Annotated in this window: 11 protein-coding genes; 3 read left to right on the top strand and 8 right to left on the bottom strand. The window is 50.0% G+C overall.

The features are described 5' to 3' along the window. Nucleotides 1-12: 12 nt before the first annotated feature. The 6 genes from M0L20_RS24220 to M0L20_RS24195 all read right to left on the bottom strand — a co-directional run bounded on the left by M0L20_RS24220 (nt 13) and on the right by M0L20_RS24195 (nt 6,863). On the bottom strand, nt 13-1,515 hold the full coding sequence (locus tag M0L20_RS24220; RefSeq protein ID WP_248479679.1) for a carboxylesterase/lipase family protein: 1,503 nt from the start codon (nt 1,513-1,515) through the stop codon (nt 13-15). An 83-nt stretch (nt 1,516-1,598) separates the two neighbouring features. Continuing rightward, nucleotides 1,599-3,038: a nucleoside hydrolase-like domain-containing protein gene (locus M0L20_RS24215; RefSeq protein WP_248479635.1), complete on the bottom strand. Its 1,440-nt coding sequence runs from the start codon at nt 3,036-3,038 to the stop codon at nt 1,599-1,601. 8 nt (nt 3,039-3,046) lie between these two features. Then, a complete protein-coding gene (locus M0L20_RS24210) occupies nt 3,047-3,883 on the bottom strand; it encodes an alpha/beta hydrolase (protein WP_248479633.1) in 837 nt (278 codons plus the stop codon). A gap of 52 nt (nt 3,884-3,935) precedes the next feature. Continuing rightward, nucleotides 3,936-4,811, bottom strand: a complete 876-nt coding sequence (locus tag M0L20_RS24205) for an alpha/beta hydrolase (protein ID WP_248479631.1) — start codon at nt 4,809-4,811, stop codon at nt 3,936-3,938. A gap of 24 nt (nt 4,812-4,835) precedes the next feature. Further along, complete coding sequence (locus M0L20_RS24200) at nt 4,836-5,726, bottom strand: alpha/beta hydrolase (RefSeq protein WP_248479630.1); 891 nt, start codon at nt 5,724-5,726, stop codon at nt 4,836-4,838. 168 nt (nt 5,727-5,894) lie between these two features. Continuing rightward, nucleotides 5,895-6,863 carry an NAD(P)H-quinone oxidoreductase gene (locus tag M0L20_RS24195; RefSeq protein WP_248479629.1) on the bottom strand — a complete coding sequence of 323 codons (969 nt, stop codon included), beginning with the start codon at nt 6,861-6,863 and terminating at the stop codon, nt 5,895-5,897. Nucleotides 6,864-6,984: 121 nt separating this feature from the next. Between M0L20_RS24195 and M0L20_RS24190 the strand changes: the two genes are divergently transcribed. The 3 genes from M0L20_RS24190 to M0L20_RS24180 all read left to right on the top strand — a co-directional run bounded on the left by M0L20_RS24190 (nt 6,985) and on the right by M0L20_RS24180 (nt 11,759). Further along, entirely contained in the window at nt 6,985-7,488 is a 504-nt protein-coding gene (locus M0L20_RS24190; RefSeq protein ID WP_248479628.1) for a DinB family protein, read from the top strand. A 145-nt stretch (nt 7,489-7,633) separates the two neighbouring features. Beyond that, complete coding sequence (locus tag M0L20_RS24185) at nt 7,634-9,664, top strand: beta-L-arabinofuranosidase domain-containing protein (protein ID WP_248479627.1); 2,031 nt, start codon at nt 7,634-7,636, stop codon at nt 9,662-9,664. A 76-nt stretch (nt 9,665-9,740) separates the two neighbouring features. Then, complete coding sequence (locus M0L20_RS24180; RefSeq protein WP_248479626.1) at nt 9,741-11,759, top strand: beta-L-arabinofuranosidase domain-containing protein; 2,019 nt, start codon at nt 9,741-9,743, stop codon at nt 11,757-11,759. Nucleotides 11,760-11,828: 69 nt separating this feature from the next. Here M0L20_RS24180 and M0L20_RS24175 read toward each other — a convergent pair whose 3' ends face one another. Next, complete coding sequence (locus M0L20_RS24175; protein WP_248479625.1) at nt 11,829-12,545, bottom strand: hypothetical protein; 717 nt, start codon at nt 12,543-12,545, stop codon at nt 11,829-11,831. Nucleotides 12,546-12,574: 29 nt separating this feature from the next. After that, nucleotides 12,575-13,234, bottom strand: a complete 660-nt coding sequence (locus M0L20_RS24170) for a DUF6766 family protein (RefSeq protein ID WP_248479623.1) — start codon at nt 13,232-13,234, stop codon at nt 12,575-12,577. Between the last annotated feature and the right edge of the window lie 838 nt (nt 13,235-14,072).

The following is a 14,072-nucleotide window of genomic DNA, read 5'->3' as shown; positions in this document are numbered from 1 at the left end:
TATATAGGAATATTATTGTTTGCTCATCTGTTTGTACAGGAAATCGAGGGAAGCCGCGTCCGGCAACGGTTCAGCCGTAACGGTAGAGCCAAGCGAGCCAATACGTTTGTTATCCACGGAGTAAGCGGGCCAATTCGGTAAACCCTTCCCGTTGGGATTTCCCATTTTTATAAAGTTTACCCAGTAGGCCGACATGGTCGTTGCCAGTTTCTGGTCTACCGGTTCCAAGGGTCGGAGCTGACGATCAATGAAACGCAGGTTGTCGTAGGCATACGCTACTTCGCCGGTATGGAAAGCGCCGTAATGCGCATACTCCCCCGTTGCCGGCAGCTTTCGGGTAAAGCGGTACACGTACACGGGATTGCCCTGCTTACTCTGGATATTGGCCCAAGTGTAATTCTGAGCGCCGAAGATCATGTCTCTGGAGATGTATATCTGTGAAGCTGCGGCTTCAGCATCCGTATTTCCCGGATAAAATTGGAGTAGCTCTTGAGCTTGCGGTCCGTATTGCTGCTCAATCTGCTTCCGGTACTCGTCGGCCTTTTTTGGTGGACCGAAGGCCATTCCTTCGTCCTGATTCCAGCCGGTCAGCAAGGCTACCTTGTTTTGTTTATTAGCCGCAAAAATGTCGGCAATCGACTGAGGGAGAACGTAGCCGTCGATAATGGGGCCGCGTCCCTGCGCTTTTTTGAGAATTTCTTCGGCGGGTAAGGCCCGTAACTCAGCCAGCGACGAAGCGCCCAACGATTGCGCCATCTTTACGCCTGTTTCTTCGGCTTGCTGAAGCTTTGGATACGGGCGGGCAAACCCAGCACCGCTTTCGGCAATCGCTTTTTTGAATAAGTTTCGGGCTGCCGGAGAAGCCACCAGACAGTTGACACTCATGGAGCCAGCCGACTGTCCGGCAATCGTTACGTTATCGGGATCACCACCGAACTGAGCGATGTTTTGCTTGACCCATTGCAGGGCCGCAATTTGATCCATCAGCCCGTAATTACCCGATGCGTTCCTGCCTGATTCTTTTGTCAACTCAGGGTGAGCGTAAAAGCCGAATGGTCCTACCCGATAGTTGATGCTGACAAAAACGACGCCTTTTTTGGCCGTCGCTTCGCCGTCGTAAATGGGAACACCACTGCCCCCACTGTTAAAGCCGCCACCGTATATCCAGACTAGTACGGGAAGCCGGTTGGACGTGTTTTTTTTATCCGCTGATTTCGCACTCGTCCATACATTCAGGTACAGGCAGTCTTCGCTAATTGGCTCCTTGGGAATAAGGTACTCCGCACTCCAGGGGCCGAATGGGTTGGGCGTTCCCTGCATCGGACTGGCCCCGAACGCATCGCACGAACGAACACCCGACCACGGTTTCACGGGTTGGGGCGCTTTCCAGCGCAAGTCGCCGGTGGGCGGAGCAGCAAACGGAATACCTTTGAAAATTCGTACATCGCCGTCTTTATTCACGGTCCCCGAAATAAGGCCGCCCGTAATAGAAATGGTTTCTGGCAAGCTGGGCATGGCCCCGGCTACCGTGACGAGGAGGCCAACCAGAAGGATGGGTAGTCGCCTGTACCAAAGGGGTAGTTTCATAAAAAAGAGGTTTAGTTAGGGATGATGTCTACGATAACCCGTTTGTAGCGAGTCAGCGCGGGCGCACCTTTATCGGTAACTTTCAGGATAAAATGCACCGTCTGTGGTTTATCGACCGCTGGTGCCGTTACGGGCAAATCGTACAGCTTATGTGAGTAAGGCCGGAAGCTGATCGGGCCGGTGTAGGTTCCGGCTTCGGGGTAATAAAACCACCGGTAACTCATTGAATCACCATCGGGGTCTGTAGTGCCCGCAGCGTTTACATGAAAAACCTGCCCCGATTTGACTGTCAAATGATCGGCGTGGGCCAAAGCAGGTACAGGCGGGTGATTGGCTGCGGCATAGGGCTTGGTACACCAGTCCATACGGGCCGCAAAGTCGTTCTGGAACTCCTGACGCCAGCGCCATATCGTAGCCTGGTTACTCTGGTAGGTTTTTTTGTCTAGGTCTGATACAACGGAGTCGGCGGCATTTGTCCAGAAGGGTCGCGTTTCGGGTTCGTCTTTTGGCCAGTTCGGACGGACGAACGCATCGGTTGTTTGCGAAAAAGCAGGGGTGTATAGTTTGTAACGACCGCCCCACCCGCCATAATCCGGCTTTTCAGGTTCGTTCAGTCCGTTTGGAATCAAGCCCATAAAGGCGGGGGAATCGCCTTCCATTCCATACGCTACATCCGGGTAAGCCGCGCCCAGTGGCCCGTGCCCCTGCTGAATATGCTCCGCCAGCCAACTGTCGCTGATCACATCGTTGTTGGCTCCGGAAGTTTCCATGTTGATACCTCGCCAGGTTGCCTGACCGTACGAATAGCCGGGGCTACAAATAAAAAAAACGTCGGGAAAGGTTTTGCGAATCCAGGGGCCGGAGTCGTCCTGATCCGAAATGGTATACACCCGAAGTTTGCGGTAAAGCTGCTGCGCTTGCTGCGCCGATCTGGTTTTTCTGATTTTCCAGAGCGCCTGAGCCAATGTATTGGGTCCACCCCAGACCGATACCCATAAAGGCCGCTGATCTGGTTTTTCCAACAGCGAAATAATCCATTCGGAACCTTCGGAGTCGTGCCCCTCACCAACGCCCGCCATGCCATAAACAGGAAGCCCTTTTTTGATTTTGGTTCGTAAAGTTGCCGCTGTGGGATAGCCCGGTTCGTGTTTCAACAGGTTAGGCTGGACTTTCTCGTAGGTGTTCACCAACTGATGAATGGTTTCGGGAGCGACCCGCGTTTTCTGGTGAATCGACGTGGTTGCGACTAACCCCTCGATGTCCCACTGATTGGCGTACGTCAAAAAACGAATCAGTGATTGTGAATCGTCGGGGTCCGCTTCAATATCGGTCAGTACCAACAGTCTGATTTTTCGCTCCGTCGGCATTGCCTTAGTGGGCTTATCCCCCGGAGGTACCAAAGCAGAGACGAGCAAAAGCACAATGCACCATCCTGACAGCGATATTTTCATGCTAACCATTAAAGAACCGTGACCCCGTTTGCTTTCAAAATCTTGCTAAAAAACAGCACCTGATACGGCAACGCGTTTTCCCAGTATTCCCAGGTATGCGCACCGGGCCGTTCAGTATAGTCGTGCGGAGTTTTGTTTTCGACCAGCTGCCGGTGCAGATCGCGATTACCCTCAATCAGAAAATCATCGACGCCGATATCGAAAATCAATGGCAGGTTGTTCGCTTTGAGCTGACTGGCGAGCGTCACCATGGTATAACCCGGATAAGGCGCGTCGCCTTCTTTTGGTGGACCGAGCAGCTTGACGAAGTTTTCGGAGCGAGACTTGGCAAAGTCAGCCGGTACTTTCCAGGTCGCGGTGTTGATGTTCATAACCCCGCTCATACTCCCCGCAGCCGCGTACAGATCAGGATGACGGCTTGCAATAAACATCGCCCCATGACCGCCCATCGACAAACCAGCGATGATGCGTCCTTTCTTGTCCCGAACGGTACGGTAGGTTTCGTCAATTTTAGACAACAGTTCTTTGGAAATAAACGTCTCGAACTGACTGTTTTTGACCAGTGGACTATCATAGTAGTAGCTGGTCGGATCGCCATCGGGCGTGACAATGATCAGGTTATACTGGTCGGCCAGCCGATGCAGTAAGGTCTTGTCGGGCACTTTCGTCAGCCAGTCACGGAAACTGCCGGTACCGCCATGGAGTAAATACAAAACGGGGAAGGGTTGCTTTTTCGCTTTTCGGTACGCTTCTGGCAGTACGACAGCCGCCCGCAGTGTTCGGTTCATGCTCGCACTGGGCACCTCCAGCGTGTCAACTCTGGCGGCCCATGTGGGCAGTGTCATTAGACAAAGGAATAGAAATTGCAGTGTTCGGGTACAGGTTTTCGGCATGATTTTATTGAACAGCGGTTCCGTTTTCTTTTAAGACGTTACTAAAAAACAAGACGTGGTTGGGGAGCGAAGCTTGCCAGTAGTCCCAGGTGTGGCCACCGGGTCGTTCGGCGTACTGATGGGGCGTCTGGTTGAGCGTCAATCGACGGTGTAGCTCCCGGTTTGCTTCGATCAGAAAATCGTCCGTGCCACAATCGAAAATCAACTTTAGTCCATTCGTTTTCATCCGGTCGGCCATGTTAATTACCGAATAAGAAGCCCACCCATCTGGAGACTGATCGAAGGGGCCTAAAATCGTTTCAAACTGTGCTTTGATGTCTTTGGCAATACCGGGCGTAAGTATCCAGCCATGCATATCAGGATTCAAAGCCGCACTCATGCCGCCTGCCGCGCAGTAAAGCTCTGGATGAAGTGCCGACAGGTGTAACGCGCCGTAACCGCCCATCGACAAACCCGCAATGACCCGGCCTCTACGGTCGCGGATGGTGCGGTAGGTGTTGTCGATTTTGTCGATGACTTCTTTGGTGATGTAGGTTTCGAACTGGCTTTTTTTATTGACTGGACTATCCAGATAATAGCTAAATGTTTCGCCTTCGGGCATCACAATGATGATGTTGTGCTCATCCGCCAACCGGTGCAACAAGGTTTTGTCGGACGTTTTTGTAGGCCAATCCGTAAAGTGCCCGAAACCACCGTGCAGTAAATACAGGACCGGGAACCTGGTTTTGTTCTTGATCGCATCCGCCGACGAGTAGGATTCCGGCAAAACAATGGCGGCTCGAAACTCTTTTTTCATAACCGCACTAGGTATGTCCACGGTGTCTACTTTACGGACAAATAAGGGTAGTATCAGGAAAAAGCTAAGAACAAAAGACAGCATTGCGCATCAATCTTATCCGGGTATTTACTGAGCTACAGTCCCGTTTTCTCTTAAAACCTTCTGAAAAAACAGAACGTGATACGGCAGTGAGTTTTGCCAGTACGCCCAGGTATGAGCGCCGGGCCGCTCGGTGTAGTCATGGTCAACTTTGCTGTAGACTAACCGGCGATGCAGCTCCCGATTCGGTTCGATCAAAAAATCGTCTACGCCACAGTCGATAACCAGTTTCTGGCCGTTGGCTTTGATTTTGTCTACCAGATTAACCACCGAGTTTGCCGCATAATTATCGGGTGTCGAACCCAATGGTCCCAAAATCCGGGCGAATCCCGGTTCGATGGCTTTTTCGAAATCAGGATTGATGCGCCAGGTCTTATAATTCAAATCCAACGCTCCGCTCATGCTACCAGCCGCGCAATACAGTTCCGGATGACGAGTCGCCAGATACAAAGCCCCGTGCCCACCCATCGACAAACCCGTAATAACCCGTCCTTTGCGGTCACGGACCGTGCGGTACGTGTTGTCAATTTTATCGACAACTTCTTTGGCGATATACGTTTCGAACAGATTGTCTTTTTGAACCGGACTGTCCAGATACCCGCCGAGCCGTTCGCCTTCGGGCATCACAACAATGAGATTATACTGATCGGCTAGTTTTTGAACGAGCAACTTATCGGGCGTTTGTTTAAGCCAGTCGCTGAATTGTCCGCCACCACCATGCAACAGATACAGCACAGGGTAAGCCATTTTGTTCTTGGTGGCGTCAGCGGAGCGATACGCTTCGGGGAGTACCACGGCCGCGCGCATCGTTCGTTTCATGGCCGCACTTGGTATGTCCAGCGTATCGACTTTGGCGCTAAAAGCCAGAAAAGGAACAACTTGTAGAAGACTATAAACAAATAAGGAGGTTAAGCGCATGGTTCTGATTGAATCGTACGGGCATGGAATAATCAGCGGAGACAAACACTGATTTCCTTTGCGTTAAAAGTACGCAAAGATGCGTTAACTTCGGAAAATGCAACATCTTTATTGAAAAATTTTACGATAAACTATAATCATCCAGTTCGCAACGTGACTTACACGGTCTTAATCAGGCATTTCTAATATGATTTTGCCAATGTGCCCACTGCTTTCCAGCAGGGTTTGCGCGTTGGCGGCTTCGGCGAGCGGAAACGTACGATATACAACCGGTTTGAACTGACCACTGGCTACCAACGGCCACACATGTTCTTCAACCGCAGCGGTCAGAGCTGCTTTAAATTCGGCATCGCGTGGTTTTAGCATACTTCCACTGATCGTAATGCGCTTCTTCATCAGAGTAGGAATGTGAATCTGGCTGTCGGCCCCCTGCATCGAATTAATAAACATCAGCCGGCCATCCATAGCCAGTAGCCGCAGGTTTTTGGGCGTATAACTCCCTCCTACCATATCCAGAATAACGTTAATTCCGATATTGCTGAGCACCTCTTCAAAATCTTCGCGCTTGTAATTGATGCAACGTACTGCGCCCAGTTGCTCACAAACAACGCATTTTTCGTCGCTCCCCGCCGTAGCATAGACTTTCGCGCCAAACGCCTTCGCCAGTTGAATCGCAGTTATGCCGATGCCACTACTACCACCGTGAACCAGCAAGATTTCTCCCGCGCTTAAGTGTCCCCACCCAAAAACCGTTGACCAGACCGTCATCACCGTTTCGGGTAAGGAAGCGGCCTGAACAAAATCAAGATTTGTCGGTACGGGAAGGCAATGACGCTCATCGACGGCCACGTATTCGGCGTAGCCACCGTCCCGAATTAGCGCACACACCGCCTGACCGACCTGCCAGCGAGTAGCTCCCGGCCCGCATTGTTCTACGGTTCCTGCTACTTCCAGACCGGGTATCTGACCCGCCGGACTAGCACCGTAACCGCCCTGTCGCTGATGAATGTCACTCCGATTGACACCGGCTGCCCGTACGCGGATGAGCACCTGTCCTGCTTGAGGTTGGGGCGTAGGTTGTTCCTGAAGTTGAAGAACCGAACTGTCGCCGGGTTGAGTAATGATGATTGCTTTCATAACTCAATAACTGCAAACGAGCGTAATTGTCCGGAACATAGAATGATCGTGTGCCATTCCAGCACGCCAAACTAAACACTTACCGCGCTAGCGGGTAGTTACTGAAAACAACCCAACTCCGATGAACCCAGCTACTCAACCTGACTCCAATGCGACGGATGCGCTACGGAAGCAACTCATTACCTTACTCAGAAAAAGCGAAGCTCATCAATCGTTCGATGACGCGATCAAAAATTTACCGACGGATTTGCGTGGTGTAAAGCCCGACAATTTGCCGTATAGCATCTGGCAGTTGGTTGATCATATTCGCATAGCCCAATGGGATATTCTCGAATTTTCCCGTGACCCTAATCACCAGTCGCCCGATTGGCCCGAAGGCTATTGGACAAAAGAACTACAGCCATCGGACGAAGCAGCCTGGGAGCGAGCGCTGAATCAAATCCGCCAAGATCGGGACGCGTTTATTGACCTTCTCAATGACCCGGAACGAGATTTGTACGAGCCTTTTGCCTATGGACAGGGACAAAACTTACTACGGGAAGCCCTGCTCATTGCAGACCACAGCGCGTATCACGTCGGCGAAATCATTATCATCCGGCGACTATTGAATGCGTGGCAAAGTTAGCGACACATGCTTTTTTCGGATGGTCAAGAGCGGACGATAACGCCCGTGCGATACGGTCAAAGGAGTATATAATGCTTTTTTAGCTGCTTTTTGGTCTGTAGATGCGTATTCGCAAAGCGATACGTATACAGACCAAAAAGCCTTCATGACCCGTACACTCGCGTTTCAATTTTTCTTGTTTTGTTTTTCCCTGACTGCATGGGGTCAGGGAAAACTAAACGCGTCTCAATCCACAACCCGTTCTGCCAGTCGCGCAGCAATACGCAAGAATCCGTATGGAGAATTGCCTTTAGGAGCCATTAAACCGCAGGGCTGGTTACGGGAAATGTTGGTTCGTCAGAAAAACGGCGCAACGGGTAATCTGGACAAGCTGTATCCGCTGGTCATGAACGAACGGAACGGCTGGTTAGGCGGAGACGGCGATCAATGGGAACGGGGCCCCTACTGGATTGACGGTCTGTTGCCCCTTGCTTACATGCTGGACGATCAGGAGCTGATCAACAAAACGAAACCCTGGGTAGAATGGGCCATCAACAGCCAGCAGCCAAACGGGTACTTTGGTCCCTCCAAAGATTACAGTTCTGAACCGGGACTCCAGCGCGACAACAGCCGCGACTGGTGGCCCAAGATGGTGATGCTGAAAATCTTGAAACAGTATTACTCCGCTACCAACGACAAACGAGTCATCAACCTGATGACGAATTATTTTAAGTATCAACTAAAGGAGTTGCCCAAAAAACCGCTCGATCACTGGACCTACTGGGCGCGGTATCGGGGTGGCGACAACCTGATGGTTGTTTACTGGCTGTACTCCATTACGGGCGACAAATTCCTGTTGGACCTGGGCGATCTGATTCATAAACAAACGTTTGATTACACCAACGCTTTTCTGCATACCGACATGCTGAGTAAGCCGGGTAGCATTCATTGCGTAAATCTGGCGCAGGGCATCAAAGCACCGCTGATTTATTACCAGCATCACCCGGAAAAAAAATACCTGGATGCTACTAAAAAAGGCTTCGCTGACCTGCGCAAGTACAACGGGATGGCACACGGCCTCTACGGGGGAGACGAAGCGCTGCACGGCAACAATCCGACGCAAGGCTCGGAATTGTGCTCGGCGGTAGAAATGATGTTCTCGCTGGAAAGTATGCTGGCCATAACCGGCGACATTGGTTTTGCCGATCATCTTGAGAAAATCGCCTTTAACGCCCTGCCCGCCCAGATTTCGGACGATTTCATGACCCGCCAGTATTTTCAGCAGGCCAATCAGGTGATGGCAACGCGGCAAGTCCGCAATTTTGGCGATAACCACGGCGGTACTGATGTATGCTTTGGCTTGCTTTCCGGCTATCCGTGCTGTACCTCAAACATGCACCAGGGATGGCCTAAATTCACGCAAAACTTGTGGTACACGACGGCTGATAAGGGAATTGCCGCCTTGGTATATGCGCCCAGTGAAGCTAAAACCACCGTTGCGAATGGAATAAACGTGACAATTAACGAAGAAACGAATTACCCGTTCGAAGAGACGATCAAATTTACGCTTACTACCGATAAAACGGTGAAATCGGTTTCCTTTCCGTTTCATCTTCGCATACCGGAATGGTGTACGAAAGCGTCGATTAAAATCAACGGAAACACATGGCAGGAAGCAAACGGCAACCAGATCGTTACGATCAATCGGACTTGGCAATCGGGCGATCTGGTGGAACTGGAATTACCCATGCATGTTAGTAAGAATGTGTGGTTCGAAAATTCCATGTCGGTCGAGCGCGGACCAATTGTCTACGGTCTGAAGATCGGTGAGGAAAGCAAGCTGGTTAAAAACGACAAAGATCCGATTGATTACGGGTCTTCTTACGTAGAAGTTCGCCCGACGACGCCCTGGAATTACGGCTTGATTCCGGTACCGGATAACAAGCTTGCGGAAGCTTATAAAGTAGAAAAGAGAGGACCTGTTTCGCCTTTTCCCTGGAACCTGGAGAGCGTACCGATCCAGATTAAAACACGAGCCCGGCGAATTCCGTCCTGGGGTTTGTACAATGAATCGGCTGGGCAGCTTCCATACAGTAGCATTTATAATCTGGAAACCGGTGCCGAAGAAGAAATTACGCTTATCCCGTACGGCTGCACCAACCTGCGCATTTCCCAGTTTCCGGTCGTTCGAAAGTAACATCGATTATGAGCCCAACGCTGTGCATAAATTATGTTTGTTTCCTCACCCTTAACGCATCTTGGCTACGCAATTCATGAAAAACGTTTTCTCGTTGGGCTTTCTTAGCGCTTTACTATCGCTTACGGTTAGCGCTCAGTCGCCCAAGCCTGTTCCCGAAAAGTACCGGGAGTTACCACTGTCGGCCATCAAACCCACCGGCTGGTTACGCCATCAGCTGCAAATTATGCGCGACGGTACAACCGGTCACCTCGACGAAATTTACAGCAAAGTAAGCAATGACAACGGCTGGCTGGGCGGCAAGGGCGATGCCTGGGAAGAAACCCCTTACTGGCTCGATGGCGCGGTACCGTTGGCTTATCTCCTGGATGACAAAGCTTTACAGCAAAAAGTAGCAAAATACGTTAACTGGGTTATCGAGAACCAGCGTCCATCGGGTTACTTTGGGGCCACCACCAAGGATGAGCGAGAGAAAAACGTTAAGATAGACGTCGCCAACTGCGCTTCCGGCGACGATTGGTGGCCCAAGATGGTGATGCTGAAAGTAATTCAGCAGTACTATTCCGCTACGAATGACAAGCGGGTGGTTCCGTTCATGACGAAGTATTTTCACTATCAATTGCAGGCGCTGAAAAGTTGCCCCGTTGGTAAATGGACTGAGTGGGCAGCGTCGCGCGGGGCGGATAATGTCATGATGGCGCAATGGTTATACGGCATCACCGGCGACAAATCGTTGCTTGAACTAGCGTCAATGATCGAATCCCAGAGCTTTCAATGGAGCGAATGGTTGGGTAATCGCGACTGGGTGATTGGCGCTGCGGCTCAGCAGAACGGCGACCACTGGATGCGTCGTCACGCGGTCAACGTGGGAATGGCGCTTAAATCTCCCGCAGTCAATTACCAGCGGACTGGCGACGCAAAATACCTCCGATCTCTGAAAACGGGTTTCAATGACCTGATGACCTTACATGGCTTGCCGATGGGCATTTTCTCCGGTGACGAAGATTTACATGGCAATGACCCAACGCAGGGCGTCGAACTTTGCGCCATCGTCGAATCGATGTTTTCCCTGGAAAAAATCATTGGTATTACGGGGGATATTCAGTACATGGACGCTTTGGAGCGTATGACATTCAACGCCTTACCAACGCAAACCACCGACGATTACAACGCCAAGCAGTATTTTCAGATTGCCAATCAGGTTCACGTGAAGCGCGGAGTGTTCAATTTCTCCTTGCCTTTCGGACGGGAGATGAACAATGTGTTTGGTATGCGGAGTGGTTACACGTGCTGCCTCGCCAACATGCACCAGGGTTGGACAAAATTTGCGACTCATTTGTGGTACGCATCCCCCGACAAGGGCCTGGCAGCTTTGGCGTATAGCCCCAACGAGGTAACCGCAAAAGTAGGCGTCAAACAAACCGAAGTTACCCTGCGCGAAAGTACGACTTACCCATTTGACGAAACGATTCGGTTTGATTTGTCTACCCCGTCGGATGTACAGTTTCCTTTGCACCTGCGTATTCCCTCCTGGTGTCAAAAAGCAATGGTAACGGTTAACGGCAAATCGGTTCAAACATCCGAAGGCGGAAAAATCATTGTACTCAACCGGCTCTGGAAAAACGGCGATAAGATCATGCTGCAACTCCCGATGGCCGTTAACACCTCAAACTGGGGCCGTAATTCGCGGACGGTGGAACGAGGCCCACTGGTGTATGCTCTGAAACTTGAAGAAACCTGGCAAAAAGAAAACCAGAAGGAGGAAGGCGACTACTTTACCGTTTTTCCGAAAAGCGACTGGAATTATGGACTGCTGGATAAAATCGTGAAAGATCCGGCAGCCAATCTGGAGGTAAAAATCGGTAAGCCTGTTACAGACACCTTTGTCTGGAATCTGCAAAACGCCCCGTTGGAAATTAAGGCATCCGCCAAAAAGATTCCGGAGTGGAAAATTGTTAACGATGTTGCCCCCCAACCCGTAACCGATCGGAATGGTCATTTTCTCGGCAAATTGGATGACAACGTAGAAACGATTACGCTTGTACCCTACGGCTGCACAAAAGTCCGCGTAGTCGCTTTTCCCGTAGTTAAATAGTACCGAACACCTATTGCTGAACGTTCGTGCCGTGAAGGGGGCATTACGGGCTCGTAGTGCCCCCTTCACCTATTTAGGCGTATAGGTCAACTGCACAACTACTGCCTGCTGCCCATCCTGGTTTGATCGACGCCAGCCGACCGCTAATGGGAGATGCTTTTGCAGATACACTTCAGCCCCAAGAACCAGCTGACCATATTCGTGTGTACCGGTTGCCCAATCGCCGAGTATGTGTACTTTCTCGAACCAGACACCCGCGTCGAAGCCTGCATGAAAACCTACCGTCGATCCTTCGGCCAGATAGCGCTGATTACCGGCGTAAGCGCCTACAACGGTTTTGTAGTGTTCATTGGCAAAAGAACCACCCAGGTTTACATACCCCCACCCCACCCAGGAACTTCGGTCTTTGGTAGGATACAGGTTCAGCCCCGTTTGTCCACCAATGCCTATATGCAGACTTTCGGTTAGGTCGAACGTTTTTTGTGCATTGAGCAGTAACAACGGCGCATAAGGCATTTCAATCGTGGTATCGTTGCGTTGCCAGGTATGCTGCTGAGGCAGGTAATCCAGGTTGTACAGATTCACACCGACTTCCCAATTGCGGCCCAGGCCGTAGTTCACCGTTGTTGATGAGCGTAATTCTTCTGCATTTACGTCGACCTGCTGTTGAGCCAATATTTTGTGTTTAGGCGTCATATCGGACGATGGAACGCTGAAAATAGTTTGCTGAGCCAGTGCACTCAGGCTACAGCTTAGCAGCCAAAAAAGAAGATAGATTGTTTTCACGTTGAGGAAAAATGGAATTAATAAGCTACTTATTTCCCTGTTTCATCGTCAGGGGCATCAACAGGTTTGGATTCGGGGGAGCCTTTCTGACGGAGAAAGATAGACAGCACAACAATGGAGAGTACGGATAGAAACTCGCTCTGCCAGTTCTGCAAGGATTGAAACCAAAACTCACTAGTTCCCAGAAACTGCCCTAATGAAAGCACTTCCGTTTTGCCTTTCAAGGCGTTTTCCGTGTTGTATTCTTTCATACCACCGATAGCATGTAGGTAGAAAGAAAGGGCAAACAACAAAAGAAAGGCAATACTCAACGAGTTCTTATAAAGCATCAGGATTAGTCCTCCCTGCCGAACGGGCCAGGGTGCGCCCGGACGCGTGGCCGATGGCTCCCGATCCACTTCTTCCGGCTCATCGAGGCTTTTGGACTCAGAAGAGCCCTTCTGTCGCAGTGAAACTGTTAGAAGCACGTACAGACCCATCTGCAAAAATTCGCTCTCCCAGTTTTCAAAGACAGCTTCAATACAGTGACCGCTGCTCAGGTACGACAAAAAGTTAATGGGAGACCGTCCATAATCGGTTAGCTCATCATTGAAGTTGTGCCAGCCTACAACCAGCTGACCTCCCAGCGTCAATAACGTGATGACAACAAGCACAAGAGAGAGGTTATTCTCGCGCAAAAACTTCTTCATATAACGCCAAATTGATTTAGTTCTAGAACGTGCGGTTAAAGGGTATCCATTTTAAAGAACCTAACAGGCCGTATTCGTTTTCCGCTAAATGCAACAGTTGCTTACTGTCTATGTCACCTAAGTTATAACTAAGATCACTGAAAGGTTCTTTGTGTTACTGAACGACCTTACATAAGCGTCTTTCGATGATTTGAAAGCACCATAGTCAACCCATCCTATCCATCAACTGTTACGCTGTAATGAGCTAACAGTCCGGCGGGTACGTGATCCCTGCAATAGCTCCATTCCTAGTTTCAACAAAGCCAGTTAATTAAGTAAATTTTCTAAACTCTGTACGCACCAGATTATAATCTCTTTTTAATTATGAACCGTTTCTCATATCTAGGTTGGCCTAGTTTATTGATCAATATAGACTCTTCGAAAAACGGTTCGTATAAAACCGTCACCTGGTCGTCCGTACTTTTCGATACCGCTGTTTAAAAAATGGTCCGTACGCTCTTTTATCATTAGTAGTTTGACTTATAACCAGCCAACATTCTGGTTGAATCATTTCTATACGCTGACTATGTGTCAGAGTAGATCGTTGAGATTCAGCAACCTGTTCTAGCAAAACTGTCCAACTATAACTCATATCACGTCGAACTATAACCTATATCACGTATCCGCGGAGAGTTTCTTTTTTATGCGAACTGCTTCTTATCTAGGCTGTTTATCGCTTGGTTTTTAAGAAGAAAAAGAAGAGAAACACACAACAAAATGCTGTTGTGTGTTTCTTTTTATAAAGTTTTAAAATAGTTTCTTTTTAGACCCTCATAACCACTTATAAACCAGTAATTTA

The organism is Spirosoma liriopis (assembly GCF_023196085.1).
GTDB classification, from domain to species: Bacteria; Bacteroidota; Bacteroidia; order Cytophagales; family Spirosomataceae; genus Spirosoma; species Spirosoma oryzicola.
The sequence above is the reverse complement of the archived record's forward strand: the minus strand, read 5'-3'. Positions and strand labels throughout refer to the sequence as shown.